The 14566-nt window shown below is 34.8% G+C and carries 14 protein-coding genes and 1 tRNA gene; 8 read left to right on the top strand and 7 right to left on the bottom strand.

Translation table 11 applies throughout. From position 1 onward, the window contains the following. Nucleotides 1-77, top strand: a tRNA-Met gene (locus QMN76_RS08910). Nucleotides 78-936: 859 nt separating this feature from the next. On the opposite strand, the gene QMN76_RS08905 is transcribed toward QMN76_RS08910, so the two are convergent. Genes QMN76_RS08905 through QMN76_RS08895 form a run of 3 tightly spaced genes read right to left on the bottom strand, consistent with a single transcriptional unit; the run spans nucleotide 937 to nucleotide 3197 of the window. Then, nucleotides 937-1815 (bottom strand): hypothetical protein, encoded by an 879-nt coding sequence (locus QMN76_RS08905; RefSeq protein ID WP_282023577.1) that lies wholly within the window; start codon nucleotides 1813-1815, stop codon nucleotides 937-939. Nucleotides 1816-1854: 39 nt separating this feature from the next. After that, nucleotides 1855-2472, bottom strand: a complete 618-nt coding sequence (locus QMN76_RS08900; protein ID WP_282023576.1) for a phosphatase PAP2 family protein — start codon at nucleotides 2470-2472, stop codon at nucleotides 1855-1857. A gap of 26 nt (nucleotides 2473-2498) precedes the next feature. Further along, on the bottom strand, nucleotides 2499-3197 hold the full coding sequence (locus tag QMN76_RS08895) for a nucleoside/nucleotide kinase family protein (protein ID WP_051461948.1): 699 nt from the start codon (nucleotides 3195-3197) through the stop codon (nucleotides 2499-2501). A gap of 257 nt (nucleotides 3198-3454) precedes the next feature. Between QMN76_RS08895 and QMN76_RS08890 the strand changes: the two genes are divergently transcribed. After that, entirely contained in the window at nucleotides 3455-4156 is a 702-nt protein-coding gene (locus QMN76_RS08890; RefSeq protein ID WP_282023575.1) for a nucleoside/nucleotide kinase family protein, read from the top strand. Here QMN76_RS08890 and QMN76_RS08885 read toward each other — a convergent pair. Together QMN76_RS08885 and QMN76_RS08880 are read right to left on the bottom strand one after the other, a co-directional pair. Beyond that, entirely contained in the window at nucleotides 4146-4604 is a 459-nt protein-coding gene (locus tag QMN76_RS08885) for a hypothetical protein (protein WP_034338530.1), read from the bottom strand. The genes QMN76_RS08890 and QMN76_RS08885 overlap by 11 nt on opposite strands. Nucleotides 4605-4711: 107 nt before the next feature. Continuing rightward, nucleotides 4712-6100 (bottom strand): carbohydrate porin, encoded by a 1389-nt coding sequence (locus QMN76_RS08880; RefSeq protein ID WP_282023574.1) that lies wholly within the window; start codon nucleotides 6098-6100, stop codon nucleotides 4712-4714. A gap of 288 nt (nucleotides 6101-6388) precedes the next feature. Between QMN76_RS08880 and QMN76_RS08875 the strand changes: the two genes are divergently transcribed. Then, the gene (locus QMN76_RS08875) at nucleotides 6389-6916 is read left to right on the top strand and encodes a D-glycero-alpha-D-manno-heptose-1,7-bisphosphate 7-phosphatase (protein WP_282023573.1); all 528 of its coding nucleotides are present in this window, start codon (nucleotides 6389-6391) and stop codon (nucleotides 6914-6916) included. On the opposite strand, the gene QMN76_RS08870 is transcribed toward QMN76_RS08875, so the two are convergent. Together QMN76_RS08870 and QMN76_RS08865 are read right to left on the bottom strand one after the other, a co-directional pair. Further along, entirely contained in the window at nucleotides 6908-7516 is a 609-nt protein-coding gene (locus tag QMN76_RS08870) for a GNAT family N-acetyltransferase (RefSeq protein WP_282023572.1), read from the bottom strand. The two genes, QMN76_RS08875 and QMN76_RS08870, sit on opposite strands and share 9 nt — an antisense overlap. Nucleotides 7517-7521: 5 nt before the next feature. Beyond that, entirely contained in the window at nucleotides 7522-8430 is a 909-nt protein-coding gene (locus QMN76_RS08865; RefSeq protein ID WP_282023571.1) for a LysR family transcriptional regulator, read from the bottom strand. A 128-nt stretch (nucleotides 8431-8558) separates the two neighbouring features. On the opposite strand from QMN76_RS08865, the gene QMN76_RS08860 reads away from it, so the two are divergent. The 5 genes from QMN76_RS08860 (at nucleotide 8559) to cydC (ending at nucleotide 14478) form a co-directional block, all read left to right on the top strand. Further along, entirely contained in the window at nucleotides 8559-9188 is a 630-nt protein-coding gene (locus QMN76_RS08860; protein WP_282023570.1) for a YceI family protein, read from the top strand. Between the two features lie 125 nt (nucleotides 9189-9313). Beyond that, a complete protein-coding gene (locus QMN76_RS08855) occupies nucleotides 9314-9937 on the top strand; it encodes a hypothetical protein (protein WP_282023569.1) in 624 nt (207 codons plus the stop codon). A gap of 159 nt (nucleotides 9938-10096) precedes the next feature. After that, on the top strand, nucleotides 10097-10873 hold the full coding sequence (locus QMN76_RS08850) for an L-iditol 2-dehydrogenase (protein WP_282023568.1): 777 nt from the start codon (nucleotides 10097-10099) through the stop codon (nucleotides 10871-10873). Nucleotides 10874-11108: 235 nt separating this feature from the next. Next, entirely contained in the window at nucleotides 11109-12785 is a 1677-nt protein-coding gene (gene cydD / locus QMN76_RS08845; protein ID WP_282023567.1) for a thiol reductant ABC exporter subunit CydD, read from the top strand. Between the two features lies 1 nt (nucleotide 12786). Further along, a complete protein-coding gene (cydC, locus tag QMN76_RS08840) occupies nucleotides 12787-14478 on the top strand; it encodes a thiol reductant ABC exporter subunit CydC (protein ID WP_282023566.1) in 1692 nt (563 codons plus the stop codon). Nucleotides 14479-14566 lie beyond the last annotated feature (88 nt).

Here is a 14566-nt window from a genome sequence, read left to right as displayed (position 1 = left end):
TGCGGGGTGGAGCAGCCCGGTAGCTCGTCAGGCTCATAACCTGAAGGTCAGAGGTTCAAATCCTCTCCCCGCTCCCAATATCTCAATAAATAAACTAAAAAAACCCATATGTCCTAATTATAATTACATATGGGCTAAAAAAGTAGAGACTGAAGAAGTACAAAGTAATTTTAGATCCTTCAAGTTTATCATAATCTAAATATTACAACTTATACGATAACACACATCTTAAAGTTGTAAATATAATACTCATTAGCATCTCTTAAAAGTGTATAAAGTCATTTATAATATCTAATTCTCCATATCAATAAATATAATAGCTTCTATGAATTTAAACGTTGAGATCTATACAGTTAAAAAAGAAATTCATTATAGTATCAACTAACCTTGTCAAGAAATATCATTAATGCTTAGTATATTAAGTGGGCATAGATCGTTCGATTTTGTAGATCATATTTTTAATGTATTGTGTTTTAATGATAAAAATAATTCTGTTATTCCTATTCGTCATTCAGGATTAATCAAGGATAATTTACCTATACCTTTGTCTTTATTACATGCGATTATATTGCTCAATAAATGCAATAATAAGGTTTTTGATATGATCTCTAAAGAGTTACTATCTTATGAACTTTTGATTTATATCATAAATAATCAGATGATTATTTGTATAATTTTAATATTGTAGATCTTATAAAAAAAGTCCCGATTTAACTAAATCTTTTTATTTTGGTTCTAAAGTTACAAGTTTTATTCCTAATTCTTTATTTTTTTGTAATTTAGTAAGAGATTTGCTCAGCTAGAAGAATATAAGTTTGTTAAACTGAGGCTTTATGGAATATTATCTGTAGATCAGAAATATGGATAGGAAATAACTTTGACAGAAAATTATTACATAGAAATTCTTTCATTATTTAAGGGGAATTAATCTAAATTCTACTTTGTTGTAAAATGTTTAATGAAGTTAGCTAATCTTGATGATATTTCTTCAGGTATTATAAAATGATCAAAAAAGTAATTTTGAGTTTTATTTATTTTTCGCTCTATCAATATGTCGTGGTAGTCGCCCATAAGGCCATTAATCGTTGCTAGATATTGAAACGTTTGATGATGGTAAGACGAGGGGAATAATACATCAAACGTGCCATATACAGCAGATAACATACTCATTTGTTTTCTAAGTGTATGAAATTGATGCGCTGAAACAGTCGAATTTTGTTGAGTTTCGTTTTGTATAAATGTTACACGTTTATTAACCGCAGAAGTGAAACTTTCAACGTCACAAGGGAAAAAACGATAGACTTCTTTTTTCAGTAAAGATTGCCCTTTTTTATTCCAAAGTGCGTTTAAGAGCAAGGCGTTAGGAATGACGATATTAGCTTTTTTATGTTTAAAGCCATCTTGGATGATACCTAATAATGCTGTGGTACGCCCTAGTAAAAATGGAGGTTTGTGGCGTTCATCGAAGCCTCGGCAAGCATAACAAAGATGTTTAAATTTAGCTCTTACCATTTTGTATATGACTTTGTCTTCTTCAGATATATGATATGAAGAACAAAGTTGCTTAACAATTTCTGGGAATCGTTTATCTAATATGCCTTCTAACCAAAGTTGACGGCTGATCATAAAACCTTCGATAAGCTGTTTTTGTGTATAATCAAAATTTATGTGGCTGGGTAGAGTGCTTTGTAAATCAACTTTATCATCTACACAGATCATGTCATAAAGTTGCTGACATTGTTCTTCCGAGAAATGAAAACGTTCAAAATCAACGATTTGTTTAGCGTGAATAGAAACGTTTTTTTTGAATATCATTTTATTCTCTTTTTTATATATCAAATTTTTGTAAAAATATTATTGGCGCGGTAAATATTGATTAATGTAATTTTGTAAAGGGATAGATACTTTTGCTTGATAGGCCAAAGAAACCCACATTAAACCACCTCCCCATCCTGCAAGAACATCGCTGCACCAATGTGCACCCAAGGCTAACCTGGACCATCCAATGAGCAGGGATCCAAGTATGCAAAGAATTAACATAGATCGTTTTTGATCAAATATGAAATAACAGACAAATAAAAATGCAAGTGAATTGACAGAATGCCCACTAGGGAAACTATAGCTGATTGCATGAGTTAAAGGCTCATCAAATATAGGGCGAGCTCTGCCGACAGCAAGCTTTAATAATGTAAATACTATTCTACATGAGCCCATTGTAATTAAAACCCAGATGGCTTCATAAGCACGTTTTTTGAACCATAACCACCCCCCCAATAACAGCGTAAGCGGAGTAATGATTGTAAAAGAGCCTATTTTGGAAATGGCTTTAACAAGGGGGACATCATAATCAGAAGGAGAATATACTAAAATATGACTGAGCGTAGCGTCCCATGTCGTAAATAATGCAATTAGAATAGCAATACAAAATAAAGCCATTCCACTGACAAAGAGCGATTTATAATGAAAAGACAATAATCTACCCCAATAAAAGAGAAACCTTATAGAACTTGTTTTACCATATCCGTTACAGTTTGATAAACCTCTTTGTATGGTATTGTTGCATCAATATCAACAATATGTGCATTTTTAAATGAAAGCTTTGGGGTAACTTCCACTTTGGCTTTCAACAGATCATAGTCGTGATCTTGTTTACGTTGAAAAGCCGTGTCAACATCGATATTTAAACGAAAAATAAGATCAGGTTTCTCAGAGGCCATTTGCTCATAAAGTTTATATTCGCACTTGACGAGTTTAGAGATAAACCAGTTATTTGTATGAGCAGCAGATAACCCAGGACCATCGTAAAATCCACTGACCTCAGTTTGTGGATAGCGGTCTGTAATGATAGTGACTCCTTTTTTTCGTAAATTCATCATTTGTTTGAAATGATAAAAGCGGACGCAAGAAAATATAAAAATAACAATGGCGGTTAAAACGCCAGGGATTTTATTGCCTTTTTTCCTTGCTGTAGAAGCTTTTTTATCGATAATACGATCTAAGAAGGGGCCTATGAGTTTTATTTCTTTTATTTTGCGACCGATATTACCAGAGCCTTGTCCTAGGTAACAGCGTTTAGTTGGGCGTAATTTTGATAATGAATTGGTTAAATCAATACTGAGTGTAGATTTTCCTGAGCCATCACACCCAATAAAAGCTATCAAAGGGGCTAATTGTTTAGGAGGGTTTTGGTACGACATATATAATTTTCTAAAACTTTAACTATTTATTAGGCACAAATGATGTGAGCGTTTTTATTGTGTATAATATACTAATCAATATTCTCTCATTTCTGTGATAGTTTATCATCAAGTCATGATTAAGACTATTGTGTTTATACAGAGGTGATAGCATAATAGAGCGACTTATAATAGTTTATATTGATAAATCAAATCACATTTTATCGTAATTTATTGTAATATAGTGACAGCTAAATAAGGTTTAAAGAATATAATTTATGAAAAAAGATTCATACTTGCCCATTATTGCGATTATTGGTGTTGACGGTTCGGGAAAATCGACTGTTACGGCTGAAATTTGTGAATGGTTAAAGGGGGATTATCCTGTGCGTTCATGTCATTTAGGGCGCCAAACAGGAACGATTGGACGTAAGATTGCCAAGCTTCCTTTATTAGGGAAAAAATTAGATAAAAAGATTTCTGGAAAATCTCATGCTGCACGCGCTGAACAAGGACCAAAAGCAGGCGTTGCTTTGGTTATATTTTTATTATCTTTAAGGCGCGTTTATCGATTTTATAAAATGCTTCGGTTAAAAAAACAGGGCTTTTTAATTGTTACGGATCGTTATCCTCAGACTTCAGTCATTGGTGGGCTAGATGGGCCAGATTTAACGGTTGATTATCCTAAAAGTTTAATAGCTCGTTTCCTTACTCGTTGCGAGCGTCGTTTATATAATTGGATGGTAAGTCATAAACCTGATTTGGTTATTCGGTTAAATGTCGATCTTGAAACTGCGATGCAACGTAAACCTGATCATCGATTACATTCAATGGAAAGAAAAATAGCCACCTTTGATCAAATCACTTTTAATGGTGCGCCTATTGTTGATTTATACAGTCATAAACAGCCTCTTGTAGAAATGATACAAGAGGCTAAGAAACGTATTGCAAGTATCTTACCACAGAAAATCAGTAATTAGGCTCGTAAACGGGCATAGCTCTGCGAAAAACACCTCTAGTTTTATTTTGTGTTGGGTCTGCTGTTTGAGGAACAGGCATATTAAGACCCATATCATATTTACCACGTTGGCGTTTGCTGTTGACCCATCCTTCTGTACCGTTAATTTTTTGCGAGCGTTTAGTATAACGGCCTGGCAAAAGAGCTGCGGGGCCGTTTTTATTTTTTAAGTCTTGTTGTTGTAATTCGGCTTGTTGTTGGCGAGCATTTTCAGCGGCTTTTTTTGCAAAAGGGGAAATGTCATCAGAGCTTTGTCGAGGATTAAGATGGTGGTCCTTGGGGACTTCGACTACAGGGGGAGGCGGACTATTTTTGTGGTGATTACGTGCATAGGTTTGTTGGTTACTTGTCATTCCAAAAGCAATAATTCCCAAGGCAAAACTATATAAAAAGTATTTTATGTTTAACATAAGAATAAATATCCTTATCAAGTTCTTTTAGAGGAAAATATAGGATTCTATCCTTAAAAGTTAATATCAAATCATGGCAATATTTAATATTTTAAAAATTAAATTGGTTAGAAAACAACATTCGTTCTGAAGCCTAATACAGCAGCATCTTTATATGTATTACGTGTAGCAGCCACATTGTGGAAAAATTCAAACACAGGCATAATCATTATACCACGATACACAGAAATACCATAGTTCGCCTCGAATAACATACTATTTGATTGAATTCCTGGGGCACCGTTTAATAAGCCGCTATAGATTCCATTCCCTCCAGAGACCATTCCATTATTGATTTGATATTGTTGCGCGCGACTTAACCCTCTGGGAACGGTATAATAAGTCATCATTAGGCCAAACTGATCGTAAGGTCTGGCATGCCAAAAGCCACGATCTAATATACCGATATTATACAAATCTTTGAAATTCGCCGTCGTAGGAGAGTCATGCCCCCAGTTTGCAATAACATATAATCCATGATCTTTGACAGCATCATTACGATGAATCATTTGTCCCATCATGATCCAATATTGAGCACGATTATCTTTTTTACCAGACCCTGTAGCTTTGGCGGACCATGTATCAAAACGGCTGGTGTCTAGACCTGCGCCTATGCGCAAATAACCATTAAGATGTTTTTTACCAAAATTTGAGTCATACCCAAATTCCACAGGAACGAATGCGCCAGTTGCAGCACCAACGCCCCAGTTAAACCCAGCAGGGCCACCTTTTCCTTTTCCCCAAGGAGAACTTTCATAAGCCCCAACTTGGACATAAGTATTTTTGGTGGGTCGATAAAGGATCTTTGCTCCCCAATTCGTTCCAGGCCAAGGGGTAAAGCCTTGCTGTGATTGAATGCTTCGTGGTTGTCCGCAAGTGGCGATTAACATGAACTGACAAGCAAAAGGGCTGAGTGCAAAGTTGTTTCCAACACTATCACGTCCAAATCTGATTTCTACACGATCGTCCCAAAGTTTTTGTAGGCCATAGACATAGTTCATATGAAAAAAACGGCCATATCCGCCACCTTGGATTTCTTGTGCTTGGATTTGAGTATCTCCAATATAATCGGTACTGGCATTTCGACCAGCCAGATTTAGAATCATCATATGGGTTGAAAATCCTTTCCAACCGATGATTTTCTCCCAATCCATATCCACAGAAAAAGCAACTTGATGGGCATAATCAGCCCCTTTTCTTTTCCCGCCATGTATAATTCCTGCGGTTTCAGAAAGCCAGCTTAGGCCTAGTTGGATGCCATATTGATCAAGATACTTATTAACACCTCCAAGTAACAATTGTTGAGTGGGATCGCTGTCGGGGTTCCCTTGAGGGTTATTTAAATCAGAAACTTCTTCATCAGAGTTATCTCTGTGATCAATGATATGATCAAAATGTTTGTTTTTCTTTTGATGTAACACTGGTTTTGCAAAGGCAGAGGCGCAATGCAAGGTCATAATAAAACAGGTGCTTAAATAAAGTATAGAGCGAGGGTAGCTGGTAATTTTATTTATCATCCAATAATATTCTGCCTTTTAATGTTATAATTTGAATAAAATCAAAATTATATAAATTATATTAAGCGTGAATCATATCATATTTTCTGAAAAAGTAAAAAAAGACCATTTTTTTTTGTATTTTTAACCAATTTTTCAATAAAGTAAAAAATACTTTTGCTAGAATTAAAAGATAGATTGTATTTTTATAATAAGCCATCAAACATTGATTAATATTGGACTTTAAATATGTCACAAACTAAATTGAAACCATGTGTTTTCCTTGATCGAGACGGTATTATTAATCTTGATACTGGCTATCCTTATCGCAAAGAGGATTTGAAATTAATTGATGGCGCAGGGCATGCAATTGCCAAGATGAATCGTTTAGGACTTCTAGTGATTGTTGTAACGAATCAATCCGGGGTGGCCAGAGGATATTTCACCGAAGCTGATGTTCATCAATTTCACAGTTATATCGTCGAGGACCTTGAAAAATACAATGCCCATATAGATGGTTTTTATTTGTGTCCTTATCATCCAGACGCAGTAATTGAAGCTTATCGTCAAGAGCATCCTGATCGTAAACCCGAGGCTGGAATGATAGAACGAGCCATACAAGAATGGCCTATTGATCGTGCGCATTCTTTTTTAATTGGTGATAGGGATAGTGATATTCAGGCTGCGCAAAATGCCAATATCCCAGGCTATTTATTTCAAGGTAATAATTTGGATATCTTTATTCAAGATATTTTAAAGCAGCATTGTTTAGTATAAACCATTTAGTAATGCTGATAAGTGAATTTTAATGTTTGGCCATTCACTCGCTGCAATTGTATAGACAATAGTGTCACGAATGGTGCCATCTTGTCTTAAAATATGTCCTCGTAAAATCCCATCTTTTTTGGCACCAAGCCTTTCAATGGCTTTTTGACTTTTAAAATTAAAAATATCGGTGCGAAGTACAACTATATTGGTTCGAAGTTGTTCAAAAGCATATTCTAATAATAAAGATTTGCAATTTGTGTTTACGTGCGTTCTTTGCATATTTTTTGCATACCACGTATAGCCGATTTCAAGCCTCCGCACATCGGGCGTAATTTCAAAAAAGCTGGTAGTGCCAATGATTTTTCCTGTTGTATCTTCTATTACAGCAAAAGGGTAACGTTCTTTGCGTGATTTTGCCTCAAGTGCTTCAGTGATATAATCTTTAACTTTCGAGGGATGAGGAATAACTGTGACCCGTAATTTCCACAAGTCCTCTTCATCAGTGATTTTTTGTAATCCTGATATATGTTGTAATGTTAAAGGTTCGAGGCGTACATTGTTTTTGGTAAGAATGAGATCTTGTTTTGGAAAAAAGGAGTGTTGTGTCATTATTTTTAATCCCAAGGGGCCTGTTTAGAGAATTGTTGAGCAAGAAAATCAATCATTACTCTGCTTTTCAATGGTACGTAATCTGAAGGAGGGTACATAATATATAAAGCAGCGTCTTGAATTGTAGGATAGTTGAGTTGAATTGGTACAAGTTGTTTTTTTATCAACTCTTGATTTAAAAGGAATTTGGGTAAATAGGCAATTCCTTGCCCCATAATTGCTGCATCTCTTAGAAATTCTCCATTATTTGCGGTTAAGGAGCCATTAACACGAATATTGTGTTCACCATTTTTACCAAATTTCCAGTAAGATCGGTTCATTAAAGTGCCCAGACTATATCGTAAACATTGATGGTTCGAGAGCTCTTGAATGCGTTGTGGTGTACCGTTTTCTTTTAAATAAGTTGGGGAGGCACATAAAACAAATTCAATAGAGGCTAGCTTGCGTGCTTTGAGTGTGCTGGAAATCATTTTGCCAATGCGTAAGGATAAATCCCATCCTTCTTCAACCAAGTCTACAATCCTGTCAGTTAGTCCCAGTTCAATAGAGATATCAGGATATTGTTGGGAAAACTGCATTAATAAAGGAGAGAAATGTCTTAGAGTTAAAGAAAGAGGCGCATTTATTTTTAAATGTCCCTTGGGACTTACATGTTGTGCTGTAATAGTTTGTTCTATGGCTTCCATTTCTGATAAGATTTTATCACAGCCTTGATAAAATAGAGTACCAGCTTCAGTTAGTGAAATCTTGCGAGTTGTGCGATGTAATAAGGTGCAGTTTAATCGTTGTTCCAAAGCATTAATATGTTTGGTGACCATGGTAGGAGACAGGTTAAAAGCCCGACCAGCTGCAGAAAAACTGCCTGTATTGACCACTTTGATAAAGATTTGCATGCTGGTAACACGATCAAGCATTTTATTTCACACCTATAGTTTATAATCTTTTAATAAAAATATGTATTATAAAGTTATAAGAAATAGATAATATAGTTTGCAAGTGATAAAAAAATTTTCTTCAAAATTTAATATAAGGAAACTATAAAATGAATAAAGTGGTTATTGGATTATTAGGTGCAACAGCATTATTTTTTGCAACAGAAGGTGCTCATGCTGCACCTCAACAAATAACAGATACTGTCATCACAGTGCAAAATGTAAAAAATGGTAATTATAAAATTGATCCATATCATACCCAAGTTTTATTCTCAGTTTCCCATTTTGGGTTTACGAATTACTCGGGTAATTTTTCCGATATTTCTGGTGTGTTAGCTTTAAATCCTAAGAACATCGAAAAAAGTAAATTAGACATTCAAATTCCAATTGCCAGCATTCAAACGACCAGTTCTAAATTAACCCAAGAGTTAAAAGATCCAGATTGGTTTGATGCCAAACAATACCCAACAGCACATTTCGTTTCTTCGCATATCGTTAAAACAGGTGAAAAGACAGCAGATGTTACAGGGAACTTGACCCTGCACGGCATAACAAAACCTGTAACTTTGCATATTGCCTATATAGGGGCAGGGGTTAATCCGTTAAACAAAGCTTATACTGTTGGTTTTCAAATCACAGGAAAAATTAACCGTGGAGAATTTGGAATTAAAACCTATCTTCCAAAAGTTGGGGATGAGGTTGATTTAACTATTGCGGCGGCTTTTGAGAAAGCGTCATAAATAGTCATTTGTTAAGAAAATATGTTAGTTTTGTAGCTGACATATTTTTTGTTGGGATTATAGTATGTTTTGATTAACATATATAAATAGATGGATATAAATATGTGATTATAATAGTATTTTTGTTGAGCACTTTTTTATTTTTTTCTACATTAGCTACAGTAATAAGAATAGATAGAATTAAAAATATAGCCATAAGAATATCAGTTTTTACTAGTATAATTTTAGTTATTTTTCTCTTATTTAAATTACCTTCTTTATATACAACAATATTTCCATCTTTAGATGAACAGCTTTCTAAGGAGCTTAAAGAAAAATGTGCATGGCAAGAGACGTGTAAAGTTCATTTGCATGAAATTACACCGTTTCGATGGGATAAAGCGTATTTTTTTTCATTGTCTAGTGAGTATACAAGGCAAGATATTAAAAGAATTACAGGGATTAACTTTATTTTTCACAGAAATAAAAATTTATCGCTTTTCCTTTATCAAGGTAAAGTCGTTAAATACGGTTTTTCTGATCCTCCTGATGACGACTTTGTAGGCAGATTTTCTCAAAGCCATTATTTTAATATGCTCTTTGATACTGCGGTAGATTATTATAAAATAACCCCACAAAATGATTTGTTATCTGTAAGTTTTATTACTGTAGGGAAGTATTATACTGGTTATTCGACGCATGCTTGGGGGAAAGTGACTGATTCAACTCAGATTCGTAACTTTTTTCTTGATAGAAACAAAGATCATTAAGATTTTGTTGACTATAATGAGTGTTTCGTCAGGTGAATTTAGATATTTAATTAGAATTTCTTCTCTAGCTTTGCTGTTAGTCAAATATATGTGAACAAGAGTCTTATAAATACCTGTTATGATTTCTTATAACATATTGAAGTGTTGAGGAGATTTATAATGAGATTAAAAAGTAAAACAGCAATCATTACAGGTGCAGGCAGTGGGATCAGCGAAGCAATTGCCAAGAAATATCTAGAAGAAGGTGCTAATTGCGTTCTGGTAGATTTAAAAATTGTAGAAGAAAAATTCACACCTTTAAAAGAGCAGTATAAAAATAAAATTGTAACAGTAATTGCGGATATCAGCAAAGAAGAAGACATTGCAAATATTGCTACAACGGCAATCAAAGAATTTGGTGAGATTAATATCTTATTTAACGGTGCAGGTATCTATGGGATGCGCCCGTTTTTAGAAGATTCTATGGATGATTTTAAGCGTTTATTTGCGGTGAATGTTCAAGGCTCTTTTATGATGATGCAAGCCGTTGCCAGACAAATGGTAAAGCAAGGAAAGGGCGGAAAAATCATTAATATTTCCTCGCAAGCAGGCCGTCGTGGTGAAGCCTTGTCTGCGCATTATTGTGCAACCAAAGCTGCTATTATCAGCTATACACAATCGGCGGCTTTGGCTCTGGCGGAATATAAAATTAATGTAAATGCGCTTGCCCCTGGTGTTATTGATACGCCAATGTGGGATCAAGTTGATGCATTATTTGCAAAATATGAAAATCTTGAAATAGGAGAGAAAAAACGTCAGGTTGCCAAGGCTGTACCTTTGGGAAGAATGGGCGTGGCTGCTGACTTTCTTGGAACGGCTCTGTTTTTAGCTTCTTCAGATTCAGATTATATTACGGGTCAGACGCTAAATGTTGATGGCGGAAATTGTATGAATTAGTTTTTTCTTGATATAGAACCAATTAAATTCACTTAGAAAATATTACAATTTAGTCAATTAATATACAATATTGTAATGAAATGATTAAATCACAGAAAACGGATTAATTTTTTTTTGTGTAAGAAATATATTGGTTTAATTTGTTTAATGGATTGATAATTTAATAAAAGGTAACAATTATAAGATAACGATAGTTAATATTTCAGGCTTAATTAACAGGTTATATTATAGTTTTATGCAAGATATACAAAAATCAGGATTAAGCCTGCAAGACCTTCTTAAACGCTCTTCTATCTGGTTTGCTCTTTCTGTTATACTAGGGGGGGTATCAGCCGTATGTATAGTGTTACAATTTATTACTTTGGCTCATATGATTGATAACTTAATCTTTCATCATGCAAGCCTAGATAGCCAAAAAATTAATTTTTTCCTAGTTATTATATTCTTTTTGCTGCAAACTATTGCTCGACTTGCATCGGATCTTGCGGGCACCAAAGCAGGGATTCAGATTGCAGCATCCCTTCGTAAAGATCTCTATGCACGACTACAATTAACAGGTCCAATTTCATATAAAAATCTGCCTATTGGTGAAATGGTAAATACATTAACCGAAGGGATTGATAATCTTATCCCTTATTTTGCACGTTATATCCCCAGTGCAGCAATGATGGTCATTTTACCCATTTTTATTTTAGCAGTTGTTGTTGGCGTTGATATTTGGAGTTTTATTGTGCTGGCTATTACTGGCCCTTTAATTCCCGTTTTTATGGCGTTTGTGGGGTATGCAGCTCAAGTTATTATGGATAAGCAATGGCACCAATTATCTATATTAAGTGGCAGCTTTTTGGATATGCTCAAAGGGCTAAAAACGTTACGTTTATTTGGCAGAGCTCAGGATAGTCTTGCTTATATCGAAAAGCTTTCTGATGAATATCGTAAAACGACATTATCGGTGATGAAGGTTGCTTTTATTACCTCTGCAGTGCTTGAGTTTTTTTCTAGCTTATCGATCGCCGTTATTGCGGTTATTTTTGGCACTCGATTACTGGCGGGCACAGTGGATTTTCGTTCTGCATTCTTGGTTTTGCTACTTGCACCTGAATATTTTATGCCTTTACGTAATTTTTCGGCCAGCTATCATGCCAGACAAAATGCTAATGCAGCGATTGAGCAACTTAAAAAAATATATGAGTTACCTAAATTAATTTCACGACCTGCTTATGTTGAAAATACCAATTTAGTACAAGAAGTTAAGTTGCAAGATATAAGCGTCCAGAGTGTCGAAGGACAGGCTTTATTGCAACAAATCACGTGTTCTTTTCTTCGTGATCAACTGACTATTATTATAGGAAAAAGTGGCGCAGGAAAAACTACTTTACTTAATGTATTATTGGGATTTTTACCTGTTTCTTGTGGCACATTGGAGGTGTTTAATACAAGCCATCAAGAAATCAAACCAGAAGAAATGCGGCTTGCCTGGGTGCCACAAAAAGCTTTGATGGTTTTTGGCACTATAAAAGATAATTTATGTCTTGGTTATGAGCAGGCAAGTTTGGATCAAATTAAGATAGCTGCACAACAAGCAGGTATTTTATCTTTTATAGAGCAACTTCCTCAAGGGTTTGATACGCATGTAGGGGAGGGTGGAAAACAATTTTCCGGTGGACAGTTGCGTCGTTTTGTTTTGGCACGGGCTTTGTTAAGAAATCCAGATGTTTTAATTTTGGATGAACCAACTTCTGGTTTAGATCAAGAAAATGCGTTGCAAATTATTGAGACAATCAGAACATGTAAACAAGATCGTGTTGTAATTGTTGCGACGCATAATAAGGAACTAGCGGCGCAGAATGATGTGTTATTGGAAATTGATCAGGGCAGATTGGTCAACCAATCCGCCAAAGGGGAAGTATAAAATGAACAATAAATTTATAGTTCCTGAAAAATTCAAATTGATTACTTTTATCAAACCCATTAAATGGCACTTGACTTTGGGATTATTTTTATCCTGTCTTGCCGCACTCAGTAATTTTGGCCTTTTGTTTTTATCAGGGTGGTTGATTACCAGTGCGGCTGTTGCTGGTTTGGCAGGGGTTGCTGCAGCACAAGCTTTTAATATTATGTTGCCTGCAGCAGGAGTACGCTTCTTTGCAATGGCGCGTATTTTATCAAGATATTTAGAGCGCATTATTACTCATGATGGCGCATTTAGACTAACCAGTGCTTTAAGAACTGCTGTTTATGCTTTTCTTATCCCTCAAACGCCCTCTGGATTAATGGATAAAAGAGGTGGGGATATTCTGGGTCAATTTGTGTCGGATACCGAAAGTGCGTCAGCTTATTACACAGATGCAGCCGTCCCTTTTGGTCGTGCATTTTGTTGTGCAATTATCTTTATTGGTTTGGTTTTTTATTTTTTACCTATTGCAGGAATAATTTTACTGATTGCCTTGATATTAGCTGGCATTGTAGTACCAGTCATTACCTATTATCTTTCTTATTATATTCTTGAAAAAATGCGTCAAACTAAAAGCGTTATGCAGGCGAATTTAGCCGAGACGTTGCAGAATCTTGGTGAATTATTAACGCTGAATGTTGCCGAGGTTTCAATGCATAAAATCAAACAAGATCAACTTGATTTAGATTATAGTAAATTAAAACTTGATTTTATTGAAAGTGCTGCACGTAGCCTCATTACTATGATTATGATGGTGGCGGTGCTGTTTGTATTAATATATTCTGTTCAAGTATATCAATATAATGCACTAACAGCAGCTGAAATTCCAATGCTTGTGTTAGGTATTATGGCAGCTTTTGATGTGGTTTTACCGTTACCAGCAGCATGTCATGCTAAGATCAAAGCAGATATTGCGCAAAAGCAATTACAAGCTTGTTGTGATTACCCTCAGGAACATATTAAAAAATCATTACTTCCCAAGCCGTCATATGATTTGGTGATAGATGAAGTGAGTTTTAGTTATCCATCGCAACCACAAATTATTTTAGACCAAGCCTCTTTGACTATCAAGCAAGGGGAGCATGTAGCTCTTATCGGAGCATCGGGTATTGGTAAGAGTACTGTGATAAATATGTTATTTTCTTTTTATAATTTGCAATCAGGAAGCATTTATTTTGGTGGAAAAGATGTTAACAAAATAAGCAGCACAACCTTATCTACGTTTATAACTGTTATATCTCAAGATTTTCACTTGTTTTCAGGGACAATCAAAGAAAATTTAAAATTAATTAACCCAAATGTTAAGGATGAAGAAATATCTGAAGCTTTAAAAGTGGTTCAGCTAGAAGATTTTGTTCATAATTTATCTCTAGGTCTCGATACTTTTATAGGAAATGAAGGACTTAGATTATCAGGTGGACAAGCCAGAAGATTGGCTGTTGCCCAAGGATTGTTGCGTAATACGCCTTGGTTAATTTTAGATGAACCCACAGATGGCTTGGACCAAAAAACAGAGTATGAGTTAATACAAGCATTAGTAAATAAGTATACTAGCAAAACAATTATGATAATAACCCATAAAAAAGAAATATTACCGTTATTTAATAGGGTTGTTTTATTACAAGATGGAAAATTCCACTCTGATATATAGTATATATTTTATATAATTTATTTCAGATATAAAAAGATTTATTAATAAATTATTAAAATTATAGTTTTTTTTATTATTGAAATGCTTT

Source organism: Commensalibacter papalotli (ex Botero et al. 2024), assembly GCF_947179115.1.
GTDB lineage: Bacteria > Pseudomonadota > Alphaproteobacteria > Acetobacterales > Acetobacteraceae > Commensalibacter > Commensalibacter papalotli.
Note: the sequence above shows the minus strand (reverse complement) of the source record. Positions and strands in the feature narration are given on the sequence as shown.

Excerpts from the sequence above, each read along its gene's own strand:
- QMN76_RS08890 (WP_282023575.1), top strand. The coding sequence starts at position 3,455 with ATGAAAAAAGATTCATACTTGCCCATTATTGCGATTATTGGTGTTGAC.
- QMN76_RS08870 (WP_282023572.1), bottom strand. The coding sequence starts at position 7,516 with ATGACACAACACTCCTTTTTTCCAAAACAAGATCTCATTCTTACCAAA.
- QMN76_RS08865 (WP_282023571.1), bottom strand. The coding sequence starts at position 8,430 with ATGCTTGATCGTGTTACCAGCATGCAAATCTTTATCAAAGTGGTCAAT.
- cydD (WP_282023567.1), top strand. The coding sequence starts at position 11,109 with ATGCAAGATATACAAAAATCAGGATTAAGCCTGCAAGACCTTCTTAAA.
- QMN76_RS08875 (WP_282023573.1), top strand. The coding sequence starts at position 6,389 with ATGTCACAAACTAAATTGAAACCATGTGTTTTCCTTGATCGAGACGGT.
- QMN76_RS08860 (WP_282023570.1), top strand. The coding sequence starts at position 8,559 with ATGAATAAAGTGGTTATTGGATTATTAGGTGCAACAGCATTATTTTTT.
- QMN76_RS08880 (WP_282023574.1), bottom strand. The coding sequence starts at position 6,100 with ATGACCTTGCATTGCGCCTCTGCCTTTGCAAAACCAGTGTTACATCAA.
- QMN76_RS08885 (WP_034338530.1), bottom strand. The coding sequence starts at position 4,604 with ATGTTAAACATAAAATACTTTTTATATAGTTTTGCCTTGGGAATTATT.
- cydC (WP_282023566.1), top strand. The coding sequence starts at position 12,787 with ATGAACAATAAATTTATAGTTCCTGAAAAATTCAAATTGATTACTTTT.
- QMN76_RS08905 (WP_282023577.1), bottom strand. The coding sequence starts at position 1,815 with ATGATATTCAAAAAAAACGTTTCTATTCACGCTAAACAAATCGTTGAT.
- QMN76_RS08895 (WP_051461948.1), bottom strand. The coding sequence starts at position 3,197 with ATGTCGTACCAAAACCCTCCTAAACAATTAGCCCCTTTGATAGCTTTT.
- QMN76_RS08850 (WP_282023568.1), top strand. The coding sequence starts at position 10,097 with ATGAGATTAAAAAGTAAAACAGCAATCATTACAGGTGCAGGCAGTGGG.